At 41.3% G+C, this 16,900-nt stretch carries 17 protein-coding genes and 1 pseudogene; all 18 read right to left on the reverse strand.

The features are described from left to right. Positions 1-439 (reverse strand): annotated as a pseudogene (locus CSC79_RS15760) (IS3 family transposase); the annotation flags it as partial. Between the two features lie 62 nt (positions 440-501). Continuing rightward, entirely contained in the window at positions 502-906 is a 405-nt protein-coding gene (locus CSC79_RS15765) for a DUF2802 domain-containing protein (protein ID WP_099296709.1), read from the reverse strand. Between the two features lie 16 nt (positions 907-922). Continuing rightward, complete coding sequence (locus CSC79_RS15770; protein ID WP_058559788.1) at positions 923-1,420, reverse strand: chemotaxis protein CheW; 498 nt, start codon at positions 1,418-1,420, stop codon at positions 923-925. Positions 1,421-1,439: 19 nt separating this feature from the next. Beyond that, positions 1,440-2,216, reverse strand: coding sequence for a CheW domain-containing protein (locus CSC79_RS15775; RefSeq protein WP_099296710.1), 777 nt, complete (start codon positions 2,214-2,216; stop codon positions 1,440-1,442). Between the two features lie 3 nt (positions 2,217-2,219). Further along, positions 2,220-2,990 carry a ParA family protein gene (locus CSC79_RS15780; protein ID WP_099296711.1) on the reverse strand — a complete coding sequence of 257 codons (771 nt, stop codon included), beginning with the start codon at positions 2,988-2,990 and terminating at the stop codon, positions 2,220-2,222. An 8-nt stretch (positions 2,991-2,998) separates the two neighbouring features. Beyond that, on the reverse strand, positions 2,999-3,964 hold the full coding sequence (locus tag CSC79_RS15785; protein ID WP_099296712.1) for a flagellar motor protein MotB: 966 nt from the start codon (positions 3,962-3,964) through the stop codon (positions 2,999-3,001). A gap of 8 nt (positions 3,965-3,972) precedes the next feature. After that, positions 3,973-4,737 (reverse strand): flagellar motor protein, encoded by a 765-nt coding sequence (locus CSC79_RS15790; protein ID WP_099296713.1) that lies wholly within the window; start codon positions 4,735-4,737, stop codon positions 3,973-3,975. Beyond that, positions 4,730-5,863, reverse strand: coding sequence for a chemotaxis response regulator protein-glutamate methylesterase (locus CSC79_RS15795; protein WP_099296714.1), 1,134 nt, complete (start codon positions 5,861-5,863; stop codon positions 4,730-4,732). Before CSC79_RS15795 ends, CSC79_RS15790 begins: the two co-directional genes overlap by 8 nt. 64 nt (positions 5,864-5,927) lie before the next feature. Next, positions 5,928-8,156 carry a chemotaxis protein CheA gene (locus CSC79_RS15800; protein ID WP_099296715.1) on the reverse strand — a complete coding sequence of 743 codons (2,229 nt, stop codon included), beginning with the start codon at positions 8,154-8,156 and terminating at the stop codon, positions 5,928-5,930. A 14-nt stretch (positions 8,157-8,170) separates the two neighbouring features. Next, positions 8,171-8,938, reverse strand: coding sequence for a protein phosphatase CheZ (locus tag CSC79_RS15805; RefSeq protein ID WP_099296716.1), 768 nt, complete (start codon positions 8,936-8,938; stop codon positions 8,171-8,173). A gap of 17 nt (positions 8,939-8,955) precedes the next feature. Further along, on the reverse strand, positions 8,956-9,339 hold the full coding sequence (cheY, locus tag CSC79_RS15810) for a chemotaxis response regulator CheY (protein ID WP_099296717.1): 384 nt from the start codon (positions 9,337-9,339) through the stop codon (positions 8,956-8,958). A gap of 40 nt (positions 9,340-9,379) precedes the next feature. Then, on the reverse strand, positions 9,380-10,090 hold the full coding sequence (locus CSC79_RS15815; protein ID WP_099296797.1) for an RNA polymerase sigma factor FliA: 711 nt from the start codon (positions 10,088-10,090) through the stop codon (positions 9,380-9,382). Positions 10,091-10,116: 26 nt separating this feature from the next. Then, positions 10,117-10,977: a MinD/ParA family protein gene (locus CSC79_RS15820; protein ID WP_099296718.1), complete on the reverse strand. Its 861-nt coding sequence runs from the start codon at positions 10,975-10,977 to the stop codon at positions 10,117-10,119. Beyond that, positions 10,970-12,475: a flagellar biosynthesis protein FlhF gene (gene flhF / locus CSC79_RS15825; protein ID WP_099296719.1), complete on the reverse strand. Its 1,506-nt coding sequence runs from the start codon at positions 12,473-12,475 to the stop codon at positions 10,970-10,972. Before flhF ends, CSC79_RS15820 begins: the two co-directional genes overlap by 8 nt. Before the next feature lie 23 nt (positions 12,476-12,498). Beyond that, positions 12,499-14,607: a flagellar biosynthesis protein FlhA gene (flhA, locus tag CSC79_RS15830; RefSeq protein ID WP_099296720.1), complete on the reverse strand. Its 2,109-nt coding sequence runs from the start codon at positions 14,605-14,607 to the stop codon at positions 12,499-12,501. A gap of 83 nt (positions 14,608-14,690) precedes the next feature. After that, a complete protein-coding gene (gene flhB / locus CSC79_RS15835; RefSeq protein ID WP_099296721.1) occupies positions 14,691-15,821 on the reverse strand; it encodes a flagellar biosynthesis protein FlhB in 1,131 nt (376 codons plus the stop codon). Between the two features lie 9 nt (positions 15,822-15,830). Then, complete coding sequence (gene fliR / locus CSC79_RS15840) at positions 15,831-16,610, reverse strand: flagellar biosynthetic protein FliR (RefSeq protein ID WP_099296722.1); 780 nt, start codon at positions 16,608-16,610, stop codon at positions 15,831-15,833. Position 16,611: 1 nt separating this feature from the next. Next, on the reverse strand, positions 16,612-16,881 hold the full coding sequence (gene fliQ, locus CSC79_RS15845) for a flagellar biosynthesis protein FliQ (RefSeq protein WP_058559776.1): 270 nt from the start codon (positions 16,879-16,881) through the stop codon (positions 16,612-16,614). Between the last annotated feature and the right edge of the window lie 19 nt (positions 16,882-16,900).

Here is a 16,900-nt window from a genome sequence, read left to right on the forward strand (position 1 = left end):
CCTTGTCGCGTTATGCCATAGGCACGGCATAACGGTGTCAGTTTTACTTGCTGCTTTTCTTTTGCACGCGTGATAGCTCGGATAAGTACTTTTTTCGCAAGCCTGCTCCATACTCTTCATCCATGATATTAATCATTTCATCTTTAACTAAATCCTTTAGGCGCAAGTCTTCTATTTCACGCTCTAAACGTTTAATTTTTTGTGCTGGGGTTTCTTTTGATTTAGGCATATCGGTCATATAAGTTGGTGTAGACCAATCTAATTTACCATGTTTTCTTAGCCATACAAGAACGGTACTGCGACCTTGAATACCATAGTGTTCTTGAGCTTGCTTATACGTAAAGTCGCCTTTTTCTACCAGCTCAACAATGGATAGTTTAAAGCCCAATGTATAATCTCGTTGAGTACGCTTAGTGCCTTTAGTTTCGGTGGTCTTCATAAATAAGTCCTAAATGTGTAAACACATTTCAGGACAAGACAACCTTTTCAATACAAAAGGCGCTAACTAGCGCCTTTTTGTTGATGCAGTGATATAAGTAACTCGGCTTCCGCACGCGGTAATTCACACTCACGGATGATCTCTTCTATATCAGCTCCAAGCTCTACCATTTTTACTGCTCGTGAGTAGATTTTAGCATCTGGGTCGTCATATTTTTGCGCATCTTGTTGCTGTGCTAGTTCTTGACTCTTTTGCTCGGCATCAACCAAACGCTTGCCAATACTAAGCATTCCAGCGCGCATCTCAGCGACTTCACTACGTAAAATACTATTTTGTTGTAATGCATTAGCCAATTGCTTCTGGTTTGCTTGCTCAGAAGCCATTAACCGTTTATTTAAAATATATAAGAATACAAAGCACACTAATATTAAAAAAAGTGCGCTACACACTAAAGAGAGTAACAGCATAGTTTATCCGTAAGCATTAGATATTGCTTAGCTCATCCCACTCTTCATCATTTAGTAATTTATTCAAATCAACCAAAATTAATAATTCGCCATCGCGGTTACTGACACCTTGAATAAACTTAGCGCTTTCTTCTGTGCCAATGTTTGGTGCACTGTCAATTTCAGAGCTACGTAAATATACAACTTCAGCCACACTATCGGCTAAAATACCGATTACTTGCTCTTCTGCTTCAATTATAAGAACACGAGAATTATCAGTTGCTTCAGCAGACATTAAACCAAAACGAGCACGCGTATCGATAACTGTTACAACATTACCACGTAAGTTAATTATACCAAGTACATAACTAGGGGCACCTGGAACTGGGGCTATTTCGGTATAACGCAATATCTCTTGTACTTGCATCACGTTCACACCGTAGGTCTCTGATTCAAGTTTAAACGTTACCCATTGCAATACCTCGTCATTGCTATCGGCATTTTTACTACTTGACACTAATCTTTCTTCGCTCATGCTATTACTCCGATTATCGTTACTGCTCACGGCTATCTAAGCCCTGCTCCAGCAATTGATTTAAATACTCTACATCAATTAGGGCACACATTTTTTCTTTAATCACGCCTGCTAACCATGGACGTTTACCGCTATTAGTCCGCCATTTTACGTCTTCAGAGCGCAGGGTAATATTATTTACTAATTTTTCAGCTAATAATCCCCATTGACTATCACCTAAGGTAATTAAGTATTGATAGTCTAGTTTCTCTTCAAGCTCTTGGGTATATTTTTCTGGCATTACCCATCGTGCTGTATCAACCACATTTAAGTTTTCATCACGATTAAGCATTACACCTTTAAACCACTTAGGTTTTCCAAAAAGCTGAGTAACCTCACCTAACTGATGAATACCACCAAGTGCTTTTAATGGCACCGCTAACGTAAGCCCTGCCACTTCAAAAAATAGTGCCTGAAACTCGCCATCAAAATAATCTTCTTGGCGTTGAACAGGCGTTTTTCCAACCGCTTCATTTATCGCTAGCTCTGTTTCAGCTATATCTTTGATATTAGCTTGAATTTGTGGTTTCTCAAGCTTTGATGTTTGCTCAGCCTGTAAAATAGGCTCTTCTAAAGCATCAGGCTGCATTATTGCTTGAGTAGTGGTTTTGGGTGTTAACTCTTTTTCAGTTGCTGATGGTTTAACTTGCTCAAGTAATTTTGCCACTGGCTCAAGTGCTGAAGAGTCTTCATCGCACAGCAAAGCGTCCAAATATTGGGTCATTACTTTTTCATTAGCAAACAACTGCTTACTCATCAATTAACCTTGTTCAATCAAATAATCTAATAACGCACGATAAGCAAAAACGCCCCGCGAACGAGGACAAAATTGAATAGGCACTTGTTGCGCAAGGCTAGCATCTCGAAACTTTGTATCGACGGGAATTACCCCCGGCCAAACTTTATCTTTGTATGTCTGTTGAAGGGTTTTATATGCCTCCAAAGATGCATTCGTGCGCTTATCATACATAGTAGGGATAATGGTATATTGATACTGCTTTGATTGCGAGCTTTGCATTAATTCCATCGTGCGCATCATTCGATCTAACCCCTTTAGAGCGAGAAACTCAGTTTGTACTGGCACTAATATTCGCTCACTGGCAGCCAGTGCATTGACCATTAGCACGCCTAACACGGGTGGACAATCTAAAATAGCGTAATCGTAATGATCGCTAATTTTAAGTAATGCTTTTTTTAGAATAAGCCCCATGCCCGTTTTATTACCCATACTACGGTCGAGTGTTGCGATAGCCATAGTTGCAGGTAATATATCAAGGTTAGCGATATTTGAAGGACATAAAGCTTGTAAGATCTCTTCGCTTTGCATTGTATTACCACGCGCAAATATATCATAAACGCTAACTTCTAGATCTTCAGAATCGATGCCAAAATAATAGGTCAAAGAAGCATGAGGGTCAGTATCAATCAGCAATACCCGCTTCCCTTGCAACGCCAAAATGCCTGCAAGGCTAACTGCTGTTGTTGTCTTGCCAACACCGCCCTTTTGATTTGCTACTGTCCAAACTTTCACATTACACCTTATTGTTCTTCATTTCGCGTTGTAATACGAATCCCACCATGGGGTAATTGGATTACTTTAATGGAATTATCATTTGAGGGCAGTTCAACCTCTTCTGGCATCGAAGCTTCAACTTCTTCCGATGCATCATCACTGTCAACAGCCTTTTGTTCAGGCAACCCGTATTTCGATAAAGCTACAACTACTTTACGGTTTTGTGCTCGCCCTTGTGCAGTCGTATTATCGGCAAAAGGAGAATACTCCCCATATCCCTCTATAGCCATTCTAGCAGGGTTTATGCCCATTCTTTCCAACTCTATCAAAATAGAGGTAGCTCGGGCGACTGATAACTCCCAATTCGAACGAAAAATTTCATTACGAATAGTTTCATTATCAGTATAACCGCGCACTCGAATGTAGTTATCCACCGGTGAAATGATATCTTTAACCATACCAATAACAGACTTCGCTCTACTGTGCGCTACAGCACTGCCACTTGAAAATAACATTCCCGAACTTAACTCAATGATTAGCCAGTCCTGATGTAACTCTAAACTTGCTTCACCATCACGTATTTCATCAATTAAAGCAGATTGTAATTTTGTGAGTAAGCTATCAAGAGGTTTACCTAAGTGCTTTTGTTTTACATTGCTTGTATCACTTTGCCCATCAAGTAACTCCGGCCCTACTTCTTGTTTTTGAATACTTTCGCCAAATAAAAGCTCTTTCTCTGGACTAACTCTATCTGTGAGTAAACCCGTGCCAGTAACACCCGTCCCCTCTTGGCTGTGTTGACGAGCAGATTTAACAAAAACTTGCTCTAATGAGTCAGATAATACTTGGAATTTTTCTTCTTTATTAATGGCCATCGCGTACATCACAACAAAAAACGCAAACATAATCGTCATGTAATCAGCATAAGAGACTAACCATCTTTCAGTGTGCTGATTATTGGCATTATTATTACGTAATTTACGACGCATCATCAGAAGTTTTACTCAGGTAGTAAGGTTGGTCTTTCAATACGGTATGCTTCTAGTCTTAGCTCTATATTGACTGGGCTATCACCTTGGCTAATTGCCATAATACCCTCTGCTAATAACTCATGATAAAGCATTTTTTGTTCCACTTGTTGTTTTAACTTATTAGCCATTGGCAAAAACAACAAATTAGCTAAACCAACACCATAAATGGTTGCAATAAATGCCGTTGCGACACCCGCACCTAATTTCTCTGGCTCGGTAATAAACGACATTGCTTGAATCAATCCTAAAACAGCCCCTAAGATACCAATCGTAGGACTGTAACCTCCAAATGCTTCATACACTCGGCTTGCTTCAAGCAAACGTTCACGTTCAAGTAACAGGTCTATTTCTAGCGTGTCACGTAGCGCCTTATCACTGACTCCATCAACTAATAAACTAAGCCCTTTTGCAGCATAGGGATCTGGATGACTCAGTGCCGTCTCTTCAAGCGCAAGGTAGCCTTCTTGGCGAGCTTTTATTGACCACTGTTTTACTTGCTCAATTGCTCCGTCAATATCATGACGCGGCGGAAAAAACACCCAATAGCTTATTTTCAACGCTTTTAAAAATGTACTCGAAGGAGACTGCAACATCACAGCCCCTATTGTTCCACCTAAAACAATAAGGAGTGCTGGTCCACTGAATAAGGCGGATACAATACCGCCTTCTAAAGAATACCCAAATGTAATCGCACCTAGTGCAACAATTACACCTAAAAATGAGAGTTTATCCACACCCAATCTCACGGATAATTCGGTTCGCAACATCCTCTAATGCAATGTCTGCACTGGCTAAGCCTGCATTTGCAACGGCTTGAGGCATGCCATATACCACGCAACTTTTTTCATCTTGTGCCCAAATAGTTGCACCTACTTGTTTGAGCATTCGAGAACCATCACGACCATCAGCCCCCATACCAGTCAACACAACCGCTAATACATCACCTTGGTAGGCTTTTGCTGTACTGGCAAATGTTACGTCAACACTGGGTTTATAAGTTATTCTCGCACTGTCGTCTTCGAATACGCGTAATGTCCTATTTCCACCACGCCCTTCTACAAGCATTTGTTGACCGCCGGGTGCTAAATAAGCTGTGCCTGGCATTAATTTATCGCCTTGCTGAGCCTCTTTTACTTTTATTTTACACAACCCATTTAACCTTGCTGCAAATGCAGGAGTAAATGCGGCTGGCATGTGCTGAATTAACAAAATAGGATGCGGAAAGTTAGCGGGTAATTTTGTTAAAATAGTTTGTAGGGCAACAGGTCCTCCTGTAGATGTCCCTATTGCGACTATTTGATATTTTTTACCCGATGCACGCACGTCCGATTTTGGGCTAGGCGAAGGCGTTGCCCGGCTAAAAGAACGATCCGGCTGAATAACTGCACTGCGAGTAGACGACTCTTTGCTTGATACTGAACGTGAAGAAATAGAAGGAGTTGGGCGGTTAAATCTGGATATACGTCTACGCCCAATTTCTTTAACTTTATTTTGTAATAGCTTTATCGCATCTTCGTTATTTCGTGCTATGTCTTCAAATTTCTTTGGTAAGAAATCCAACGCACCCGCATCCAGCGCATCTAAGGTTGCCGTTGCACCATCGCGCGTCAATGACGAAAACATTAAGATAGGTGTTGGATTAGCAGCCATTATTTCTTTTACAGCGCTAATTCCATCAAGAACGGGCATCTCTACGTCCATGGTAATAACATCTGGACGTAATTGACTGGTTTTATCAACGGCTTCACGGCCGTTAACAGCAAAACCAATTACTTCAATATCCTTATCTTGTTCAAGAATTTCACTGACTCTACGGCGAAAAAAGCTTGAATCATCAACAACTAATACTTTAACTGCCATTGGTACACTCTTGTTAAATTTTACCTATGAGAGCCAAAGGCTCTCATAAAAGGATAAGTATGGGCTAGCCAGCATAAAACTTTAATAGACTTGGCACATCTAATATCAATGCAATTCCACCATCAGAGGTGATTGTAGCCCCCGCCATACCTGGCGTGCCTTGTAATAGAGCATCTAATGGTTTTATTACTACTTCTTCTTGGCCGATTAATGAATCAACAACAAAACCCACTTTCTGAGTACCTATTTGAACAATAACAACATGCCCTTGCGCTTTTCGTTGTGATCTATCTGCACCTTTAATCAACCAGTGCTCCAAGTAAAACAATGGAATTGCCTTCTTACGGACTATGATTGTTAACTGCCCATCAACGACATTAGTTTGTGTTAAGTCTAAATGAAATATTTCGCTTACACCTGCAAGCGGTAGGGCAAATGTTTGCTCACCAACAACAACCATTAAGGTCGGTAAAATTGCTAACGTAAGCGGTACTTTTATCTCAAGTATGGTACCTACACCCAGTTCAGACTGAATACTTACAGAGCCATTAAGCTGATTAATTTTAGTCTTAACAACATCCATACCGACACCGCGGCCTGAAATATCAGAAATCTCTTCTTTAGTTGAGAACCCAGGTGCAAAAATTAAGTTATATGCTTCGGTATCTGACAAGCGACTTGCTTGCTCATGATCTAGTACGCCTTTACTGATTGCTATTTTCTTCAGTTTTTCAGCATCCATACCTGCACCGTCATCACGGATAGTAAGCAGTATATGATCACCTTCTTGAGATGCTGATAATGTCACGCTACCTGTTCTTGATTTACCTGCTGCTTCACGAACATCAGGCATCTCGATACCGTGGTCAACCGAGTTTCTCACCAAGTGAACTAAAGGATCAGCCAATGCTTCCACTAAATTTTTATCTAAATCTGTGTCTTCACCAACTAGCAATAGATTGATGTCTTTTTTCAAGCTTCTTGCTAAGTCACGAACAACTCGAGGAAACCGACCGAAAACCTTTTTGATTGGCTGCATGCGGGTTTTCATTACCGCGCCTTGCAGGTCAGCTGTGACAACATCTAAATTAGAAATTGCCTTCCCCATCACTTCGTTATTAGTATTTGTTGCTAAGCTAACCAAGCGATTTCTGACCAATACAAGTTCACCAACCATATTCATGATTTCGTCTAGGCGTTTTGTATCCACCCTAACGGTTGTTTCAGCTTGAGGTGGTGGTGGCTTTTTAGCAGCACTAGCTGTCGAAGCTGCTGGTGCAGCTGGCTTTTCAGCAGCTTTCGGAGCGGCTGGTGTGGCCGGCTTACTAACTGGTGCAGGCTTTTGAACAGCTTCTTTAGGGGGTTCTGGTTTTTTTGCTACAGGCTGTTCAACTGCATTTGCATTCTCTGCAACTGCTTTAGGTGCTGAACCTTTACCATGAAGTTCATCAAGTAAAGCCTCAAATTCATCATCGCTTATGTCGTCACCAGATTCATCACTAACTGAACTTTTTGATTCAGCTGGTTTAACTTGTTGCCCAGTTGCTGGGGCATTATCTACAGCAACTTCACCAAAGCTCCCTACACCATGTAATTCATCTAATAAATTATCAAATTCATCATCTGTTATGTCATTACCAGATGAGCTCGGTTGAGTTGGAGCACTTTCAGTAATTGGGCTTTGGCCTTTACCATGCAATTCGTCGAGTAAGCTTTCGAATTCATCTTCGGTAATTTCATCAATGTTGTCTTCTGTTGAGCTATTATCTACTTCACCATTAAATAGCTCATCAAAGGCAAACGGATCTTCATCATTAACACTGGGTTCTTCCGTTGCAGGTTCTTCTGCTGGTGCGGCTGCAACTGTATCTGGCACTGAGGCAGGGTCGTTTTCATCATCACTTGGGGGCTGACTTAATTTATGTAATACAGCTAACAGTTCAGGGTCTGCTGGTGCAGGCTGTTCACGATTTTGAATAGTCGTGAACATTTCATTAATAGTATCAAGCGCCTGCAGTATAACATCCATGAGCTCTGAGTTGACTGTCCGTACACCTTGGCGCAGCAAATCAAATACGTTTTCAGCACCATGGCAAGCATCAACAAGTTCGGTCATGCTTAAAAAACCAGCACCGCCTTTAACTGTGTGAAAGCCGCGGAATATCGCATTCAGTAAATCGGTATCATCCGGATTATTTTCAAGCTCTACTAGCTGTTCTGATAAAAGCTCAAGGATTTCTCCAGCCTCAACTAGAAAATCCTGTAAAATGTCTTCATCGACTTCAAAGCTCATGCAGTGCTCTCCTCTTAGAAGCCCAAACTTGACAATAAATCGTCAACATCATCTTGCCCATTGACTACATCATCTCGCGATTCTTTGTCAATAATTGGTCCTTCAGGACCGGCAAGTGTATCTTGTGCAGGCGGTGTTACGGCTTCGGCAGGTGTTTTTATTTTTTCACCACCAAGCTCGTGGCTACCAAAAGCGGTAAGTAAATGAATTAGGCTGTCTTCAACTTCTCTAACTAATTCAATAACCCTTCGTATAACTTGACCTGTTAAATCTTGAAAATCTTGTGCCATTAACACGTTTGTCATCAAGCCCTGTAACTCATCTGTTTTTGTATGAGAATGGCTCATAAATTTATCTAAACTATGACAAAGTGTTTTAAACTCACCAAGCTCAATTTCACGACTCATTAGACGATCCCAAGTTGGCTTGATGTGAGCAATCTCATCTGCTAATTCTTGCGCTATTGGTAAACTTGCTTCAACCGCGTCCATCGTTTTGTTGGCAGCATTTTCAGTCATTTCCATGACATAGTTTAAACGCTGTTTTGCATCTGGAAGTGCATCTGTCGTCAAATCCGATAAGCGCGTATCAAGTTCAAAGTTTTTTAACGCATCATGCAGTTGACGCGTTAACTTACCCACTTCAGCAAACAACTCAGATTGCTCTTGAGAAGCCGCATCAATAATTAGCTGGTCAGCTTTTTCTTGTTCGCCATTTTCAAGGTAAACAACAAGCTGACGGGCTTGTTCTAAACTGATCTGAGGCGCAGCAAGTGCTGACATAAGCCTCTCCTATTTATTTAGCCTAGGCGCTCGAACACTTTTTCCAATTTGGTTTTCAGTGTTGCGGCAGTAAATGGTTTTACAATGTAGCCGTTAACGCCGGCTTGAGCAGCAGCAACAATTTGTTCTTTTTTAGCTTCTGCTGTCACCATTAACACAGGGATATGTTTAAGCGTTCCATCAGCTCTGATAGCACGTAATAAATCAATACCTTGCATACCCGGCATATTCCAATCGGTTACAACAAAATCAAATTCTTGATTTTGTAACATGGGTAAAGCTGTTGAACCATCGTCAGCTTCTTGTACATTTGTAAAGCCTAAATCTCTTAAAAGATTTTTGATGATACGTCTCATCGTCGAAAAATCATCAACAACAAGAATTTTCATGTTTTTATCCAAAACATCCTCCGGTGAGGTCTGAACCTATATTTACTTACTTCTAGTTTATCCAGTCATTGATTTTTGCTTTTAGCTTAATCATCGCCTGACCATGTATCTGGCTCACACGCGATTCACTAACATCGAGTATGTGCCCAATTTCTTTTAAATTCATTTCATCATTGTAGTATAGCGAGAGCACAAGCCCATCCCGCTCTGGCAAAGACTTTATTGCAGCTAACAAGGATTCATTAAAACGTTCATTCTTAACGTTATTAAAGGGCTTGTCCAGTGCAAAATCTTGACCAACAGGAGTTATAACATCTTCATCAACTCCTAAATCCTCAATGCCTAGTACTTTACTCGAATTTACATCACTAAGGATATGATGGTACTCATCAAGCGTAATATCAAGTTTTTCAGCAACTTCAAAGTCTTTAGGTTCACGGTTTAGCTCGCTTTCTAACCCTGAAATTGCTTCTGCCACCATTCGACTGTTCCGATGAACCGAGCGTGGAGCCCAGTCACCACGGCGCATTTCATCAAGCATCGCACCACGAATTCTTATGCCAGCAAAGGTTTCAAAGCTGGCACCTTTTGAGGTATCGAAATTTTTTGACGCTTCAATCAATCCAATCATACCAGCTTGTATTAAATCATCTAGTTGCACGCTTGGAGGTAAACGCGCAATGAGATGACATGCCACTTTCTTAACTAATGAAGCATGTTTCTCAATAATTGCATTTAAGTTTACTGTTGATTGATATCCCATCGCTTTATTCACCGATGCAGTCATAGTTAGCCGTTTACTAATTTTTCTATGAAGAACTCTAAATGGCCTGATGGTTGATTAGGTATAGGCCATTTTACTGCTTTTGTCGCTAATGTTTTAAATGCAACCGCTGCTGGGGAGTTAGGAAATAACTCTACAATGACCTTTTGTCGACGAGTAGATTTACGCATATTCTCATCATATGGCACGGTTGCAACCAGCTCCATTGAAACATCTAAAAAGCGATCTGTTACTTTGGAAAGTTTGGCAAATAGTTCATGGCCTTCGCGCATGCTGCGCACCATATTGGCAACTATTTTAAATTTGTACACACCATGCTCACGACTGAGCACTTTGATTAGTGCGTAAGCATCTGTTATTGAAGTCGGTTCATCGCAAACAACAACCATGACGTCTTGCGCTGCGCGAGAAAAGCTCAGCACCATGTCAGAAATACCTGCGGCAGTATCAACAATTAAAATATCAAACTCAGTGCTCAACTCACTAAATGCACGAATTAATCCAGCATGCTCTGAAGGTGACAACTCGACCATGCTTTGGGAACCAGAAGTCGCAGGGACTATTTTAATACCTGCTGGCCCTTCAACTAAAATTTCGTCAAGCTCACACTCTCCAGAGAGAACATGAGACAAGTTCCGCTCTACGCGTAAACCAAGCATCACATCGCAATTAGCTAAGCCTAAATCGGCATCCAGTACTAAAACCCTATTACCTAATTGGCCTAAAGCTATTGCAGTATTAAGTGATACATTAGTTTTACCTACACCACCCTTACCACCAGTAACAGCGATAACCTTTACACTGTTATTATTGTTTTGACTCATCTTTCGCAGGCCACTTGCTTGATCTAATACTGTGTTAATCATACATCCCTACTGTGCTTGACGCTACTGCTTGACGTCTTGAATGTTGTACTTTTGTTCTTTTTAAATATAACTGTTCTGCTTTTTTAACCAATTTTTCAGCATTTGCGACACGAATATCTTCAGGAACTCGCTGACCATTAGTAAGATACCCTATTGGGAGGCGATTTTGAATCGCTATGCTAATAATCTCGCCTAAACTAAGCGATTCATCCAACTTTGTGAAAATACAGCCACTTAGCTGAACTTTTTTAAAGTGCCTTACGGTTTCTTGCAGTACGTTAATTTGTGCTGTAGCGCTTAATACTAAATAACTACGAATATCAACGCGCTGATTACGCATTAGCGTGTTTAGTTGCTCAGTTAACCGTAAGTCTCGTTGGCTCATTCCTGCTGTGTCTATTAATACTAGTCGCTTATTTCGTAAATGGTATAAAACTTCTGCTAATTCATTAGCATCTTTTACTTGTTTTACGCCACAACCAATAATTCGGCCATAAGTTGCAAGTTGCTCATATGCACCAATACGGTATGTATCTGTAGTAATTAACGCTACTTTATCTGCGCCATACTTTTGCGCGCCCAATGCAGCCAATTTGGCTACTGTCGTAGTTTTACCCACACCTGTAGGCCCAACTAAAGCATAAACACCGCCTTGACGTAAAATTTCATTATTTGTTGTGTGCATTTGGTTTTCAACCATTTGCAATAACGCTTTCCATGCCTCTTGACGAGACACATCATCAGGAATAAAACACGCCATTTGCTCTGCAACATCATGCTCGATACCCATGCCTACCAAGCGGTCAATCATACAAGCTCGTGTAGGGTCACGACGCGCCATATCTTGTTGCATTAAACCTGAAACTTGGTGTTCAAGTAGTTGTCGGATTGCATTCATTTCATCACGCATGGAAGTCATTTCATCACTTTGCGGATTTGCTACGCTTTTATGCGATTGCATAGGAGCGCCTAAATCATCAAAGTCACTTTCTAACTCATCATCAAAACCTAAGCTATGAGCCTGAGTACGAACCTTAGGGGTTGGCTCTCTACGGGCAAAATCTGGATGAGCCTGTGGTTCATTAACAGATCTAGTTGGCTCAGAGTATCTAGGCTGCTGATGCGTTTCTTGAGATTGAAACTGCGTCGAGGTATCAATACCCGATTGATTGAACATCGACGCAAGCTCAGGAGAACGAGGGCGAGGTGATTGACGCTCAAGCAATGCTTGTAAACTGTCAGCAACCGCAGCCTGTGGTTCTTGTGGAGCACGTTTAGGCGCTGGCTTTATAAAATTATTAGGGTTGCTTTGCGCTTGAGCCGCTGGCTGAGGAGTTGACTCTTGTGGTGCAGCTTTGTCGTAATCAACAGCAGCAACAATCTCAACGCCATTAGCCAGCTTTTTATTTGACATAATAACCGCATCAACACCTAGTTCATCTTTAACTTCTTTTAGTGCGGTACGCATATCTTTAGCAAAAAAACGTTTTATTTTCATGGTTCACAACCCTTCTAAATCAATTATTGGCCTACTGAGCTGACAATCTTGATCTGTCTTTCGTCTGGTACCTCTTGATAAGACATTACCCGTAAACCTGGGATGGTGTACTTAACAAATCGAGATAACACAGTGCGTAACATTCCTGACGTTAGCAATATCGAAGGTTCACCGGCCATTTCTTGATTCTGATGCGCTTCAGTCAATGACTGTTGAAGTCGCTCTGCAAGTCCTGGTTCGATACCGGCACCCTCGTCGCCTGCATTTTGAAGTGACTGATGCAACATCTGTTCCAACTCAGGCGCCAAAGTTATGACTGGGATTTCTGAAGACATACCAACCGCGTCTTGCACGATTAATCGACGCAATGAAATACGTACTGCAGCCGTTAGTACATCTGGGTCTTGGCTTCGCGGGCCATACTCAACAAGAGTCTGAACAATTGAGCGCATATCACGTATTGCAACTCCTTCGTTAAGTAAGTTTTGTAATACTTTAACCACTGTAGTTAGTGGTAGCACGTCTGGCACAAGGCCTTCAACTAAACGCGGATGGCTTTTAGCAAGCATATCTAATAAATTTTGAACTTCTTCATGACCAAGTAAAAGCGCAGCGCTATTAGTTAATAACTGACTAATATGTGTTGCAACAACAGTGGCTGCATCAACAACCGTGTAGCCTAATGACTGTGCCTCATCTTTTTGATTCGCTTTGATCCATACTGCATCCAAACCGAAAGCGGGATCTTTTGTTTCTATGCCCTTGATCGGGCCAAATACTTGACCAGGGTTGATTGCAAGCTCATCACCATGCTTAAGTTCACCTTCTCCACTTGATACGCCCATCATTGTTATTCTGTATGCATTAGGGTCTAACTCAAGATTATCGCGAATATGCACCGGCGGTACTAAAAAGCCAAGTTCTTGTGAAAGCTTTTTACGAACGCCTTTAATACGATTCAACAGTTCACCGCCTTGCGATTGATCGACTAGCGGAATAAGGCGATAGCCTACTTCTAAACCAATAACATCGACTTGTTGTACATCATCCCAACCAAGCTCTTTTTGTTCTTGTTTATTCGCAACGCCTGTTCCAGCAGGGCCACCGTTTGCAGCTTCTTCCTCTTTCGCCGCCGCTTCTTTAAGCTTATTTTGCTGCGTGTAATAAGCAAGGTAGCCTAGTAGTGCACCTAAACTTAAAAAGGCAAAATGTGGCATGCCAGGTACTAAGCCCATTACGATTAAAATGCCAGATGCAATAAACAACGATTTCTCGTTACCAAGCTGGCTTTTGAACTGATCGCCCATATTTAGCGATTCATTTTGACGCGTTACAACTATTGCGGTACCGATTGATAAAAGTAAGGAAGGTAACTGAGCAACTAAACCATCGCCAATGGTTAATAATGTATACACTTCCATTGCTCGACCAAATGAAAGGTCGTGTTGGATCATGCCAACAAATAAGCCACCAATAATATTAATAATTAAAATAACAATACCGGCTATCGCATCACCTTTCACGAATTTACTCGCACCATCCATTGAGCCGTAAAAATCCGCTTCTCGCGTTACTTCCTCACGACGGTCTCGTGCTTGCTCTGCACTTATAAAACCAGCATTCAAGTCAGCATCAATGGCCATTTGTTTACCTGGCATCGCATCGAGGGTAAAACGTGCTGATACTTCTGAAATACGTCCAGCGCCTTTGGTGATTACAACAAAGTTTATAATGATAAGAATTAAGAATACGACAAGACCAACAGCATAGTTACCACCGATAACCACAGAGCCAAAGGCTTCTATTACCTTACCAGCAGCATCGCCGCCATTATGCCCCTCAAGTAATACCACTCGAGTACTGGCAACATTAAGCGCCAAACGCATAATGGTCGCGATAAGTAATACCGCTGGGAACATACCAAAGTCGACCGGTTTCATGGTGTAAACAGTAACCAATAAAACCACTAAAGCGAGGGCTATATTAAACGAAAAAAGTATATCAAGTAAGAACGGGGGCAGTGGTAAAATAACCATACCTAGCGCAGCGAGCACTAATAAAGGCGTACCAACACCTTTTGCATACTCTTTCTTATCTTTATTAAGTTGTTGTAATACAGCTTTAAATTCCATAACCCTACAATTTCAAAAAATTGACACTGTACGGATTTTGCAATAACTATTCCAAGTTACTGTCTTATAGAAATAAAGCACACTTAGTATTTATAAGCATCTGGGATAGGTAGTGTTTTATTAAGCTCTGTAGGTCGCTTCCCACGCCCTTTTCGAAAGCGTTTTAACTGAAATACGTAAGCTAACACTTGTGCGACAGCGGTGAATAATTGATCAGGGATTTGCTCGCCAACCTCAGCAGTATGATAAAGAGCGCGGGTTAGCATAGGCGACTCCACAACGGGTACTTCATTGCCTTTCGCAATTTTACGTATTTGCATCGCAAGCTCATCGACTCCCTTGGCAACGACGATAGGTGCCCCTGCACGCTCTGTATCGTATTTTAATGCAACAGAGTAATGAGTTGGGTTGGTTACTACAACATCGGCATCTGGCACGTCTTGCATCATCCTACGCTGTGACATTTGCCTTTGCGTTTGCCTTATACGAGCTTTGATTTGAGGATCACCCTCTGAATTTTTATACTCATCTTTCACTTCTTGAAGGGTCATTTTAAGCTGTTTATGGTGGGTGTGGCTTTGGTAGGGTGCGTCAATTGCTGCGATAATAGTTAAAGTACACGTTAAACCCAAAAACATCCACGCCAAAATCTCAAGTGCATGGATAATGTTACCTGGTGCACTTTCGATACTTAAATGCAAAATCTCATCAAAAAAGGTGTTGATCAGAAATACTGCAAAACCAGCTACAACAGCAAACTTTAAAATTGATTTAACCAATTCAACACCCGCTTGAGGACCGAACATCCGCTTGATCCCCTTAGCTGGTGACATTTTACTTGCCTTTGGTGCCGCTGCCTGCCAACTAAAATTAAAGCCGCCTAATAGAGTGTTTCCGATAATACCCGCAAGGACAATAATAAATACAAACATGGCCATAGGAAAAACAAGCGCATCAGCAACTGCTCCCCATACGGAGAACATTTTTGTTGTATCGTAGGTTTCATTGCGGTTTAAGCTGAGCATACGGCCCATAATATTATAAAGCCCCTTGCCAATTTCAGGGCCATACATCAACAAAGAAATTGCAGAAAAAATCAATACAAACATAGTCCCGAGCTCTTTCGAGCGCGCTATTTGGCCCTTTTTCTTGGACTCTGAAATTTTCTTACCTGTGGGTTCTTCTGTTTTTTCTTGACCTGAATCTTCAGCCATAATGCGCTCCTAGGGTGAACAACCAACTAAAGTACACATTAACTCAACCATTTTTAACCACTGGAATTCATATTGAGTAATAAAGTTTCCTAATGTTGCCCATATAATCACAAGACCAGCAACAAGGGTGAATGGAAAACCGATAGAAAAGATATTTAATTGAGGTGCAGCACGTGTCATTACGCCAAAAGACATGTTGATGACTAACATAGCGGTCAATGGTGCTAACGAAAGTACCAAAGCAGTCGTGAACATCCATCCACCCCATGTGACAATATCCCAATAATGGTCAACCGCCCACCAACTGCCATCAATCGGGAGGACATTAAAGCTATGAACGACCATTTGAATCATCATTAAATGACCGTTAAAGACAAAGAATAACAAAGTAGCTAGAATTAAATAGAATTGGCCGACTGCCGGTACACTCATACCGTTAGAAGGGTCAACAACAGAGGCGAAACCTAAACCAGTTTGCATTGCTAATATTTGACCTGCAAGCACAAAGGTATTTAACATCAATAATGAAGCAAACCCAATTGCGACACCGATTAACATTTGTTGGATAACAACAAGCAGCATTTGAAATGAAAACAAATTATTGAAACTAGCGGGAGGTAGTACAGGCACAACTAAAAAAGTAATAACAACAGCAAGCCCCATTTTTATACGGGTAGGTACATTTTTAGCGCCAATACCTGCCATTACCATAATCATCGAACTAATTCGAACCAGTGGTAATAAGAAGTCACTTAGCCACTGAATTATAACTGAAAATGGGAAGTCCATATCAGCCTGCGATTTCTGGAATAATCATTATTAAACGGGTAAAAAAGTCCATGAGCTCTTGAGTTAACCAATGACCACCTGCAATCAGGGCACTGATGGTAATTAATAAACGCGGTAGAAAACTCAATGTTTGCTCATTGATTGATGTTGCAGCCTGAAATACCGCAACAACTAAACCCACTAACAACCCAGGTACAACGATTGCTGAAACCAGTTTAATAACTAAAAATAGTGCGTCACTGAGAATATCAACGAAAATTTCCGGTTCCATGGGTTACTCCTTGTGCTGT

Source organism: Pseudoalteromonas sp. 3D05 (assembly GCF_002723455.1).
GTDB lineage: Bacteria > Pseudomonadota > Gammaproteobacteria > Enterobacterales > Alteromonadaceae > Pseudoalteromonas.

Coding starts and splice junctions, on each gene's coding strand:
- CSC79_RS15785 (WP_099296712.1), bottom strand. CDS start 3,964: ATGATGCGTCGTAAATTACGTAATAATAATGCCAATAATCAGCACACT.
- CSC79_RS15815 (WP_099296797.1), bottom strand. CDS start 10,090: ATGGGATATCAATCAACAGTAAACTTAAATGCAATTATTGAGAAACAT.
- CSC79_RS15805 (WP_099296716.1), bottom strand. CDS start 8,938: ATGTCAGCACTTGCTGCGCCTCAGATCAGTTTAGAACAAGCCCGTCAG.
- CSC79_RS15775 (WP_099296710.1), bottom strand. CDS start 2,216: ATGAGTAAGCAGTTGTTTGCTAATGAAAAAGTAATGACCCAATATTTG.
- CSC79_RS15795 (WP_099296714.1), bottom strand. CDS start 5,863: ATGGCAGTTAAAGTATTAGTTGTTGATGATTCAAGCTTTTTTCGCCGT.
- CSC79_RS15770 (WP_058559788.1), bottom strand. CDS start 1,420: ATGAGCGAAGAAAGATTAGTGTCAAGTAGTAAAAATGCCGATAGCAAT.
- fliQ (WP_058559776.1), bottom strand. CDS start 16,881: ATGGAACCGGAAATTTTCGTTGATATTCTCAGTGACGCACTATTTTTA.
- CSC79_RS15820 (WP_099296718.1), bottom strand. CDS start 10,977: ATGATTAACACAGTATTAGATCAAGCAAGTGGCCTGCGAAAGATGAGT.
- CSC79_RS15765 (WP_099296709.1), bottom strand. CDS start 906: ATGCTGTTACTCTCTTTAGTGTGTAGCGCACTTTTTTTAATATTAGTG.
- fliR (WP_099296722.1), bottom strand. CDS start 16,610: ATGGACTTCCCATTTTCAGTTATAATTCAGTGGCTAAGTGACTTCTTA.
- flhB (WP_099296721.1), bottom strand. CDS start 15,821: ATGGCTGAAGATTCAGGTCAAGAAAAAACAGAAGAACCCACAGGTAAG.
- flhF (WP_099296719.1), bottom strand. CDS start 12,475: ATGAAAATAAAACGTTTTTTTGCTAAAGATATGCGTACCGCACTAAAA.
- flhA (WP_099296720.1), bottom strand. CDS start 14,607: ATGGAATTTAAAGCTGTATTACAACAACTTAATAAAGATAAGAAAGAG.
- CSC79_RS15800 (WP_099296715.1), bottom strand. CDS start 8,156: ATGAGCTTTGAAGTCGATGAAGACATTTTACAGGATTTTCTAGTTGAG.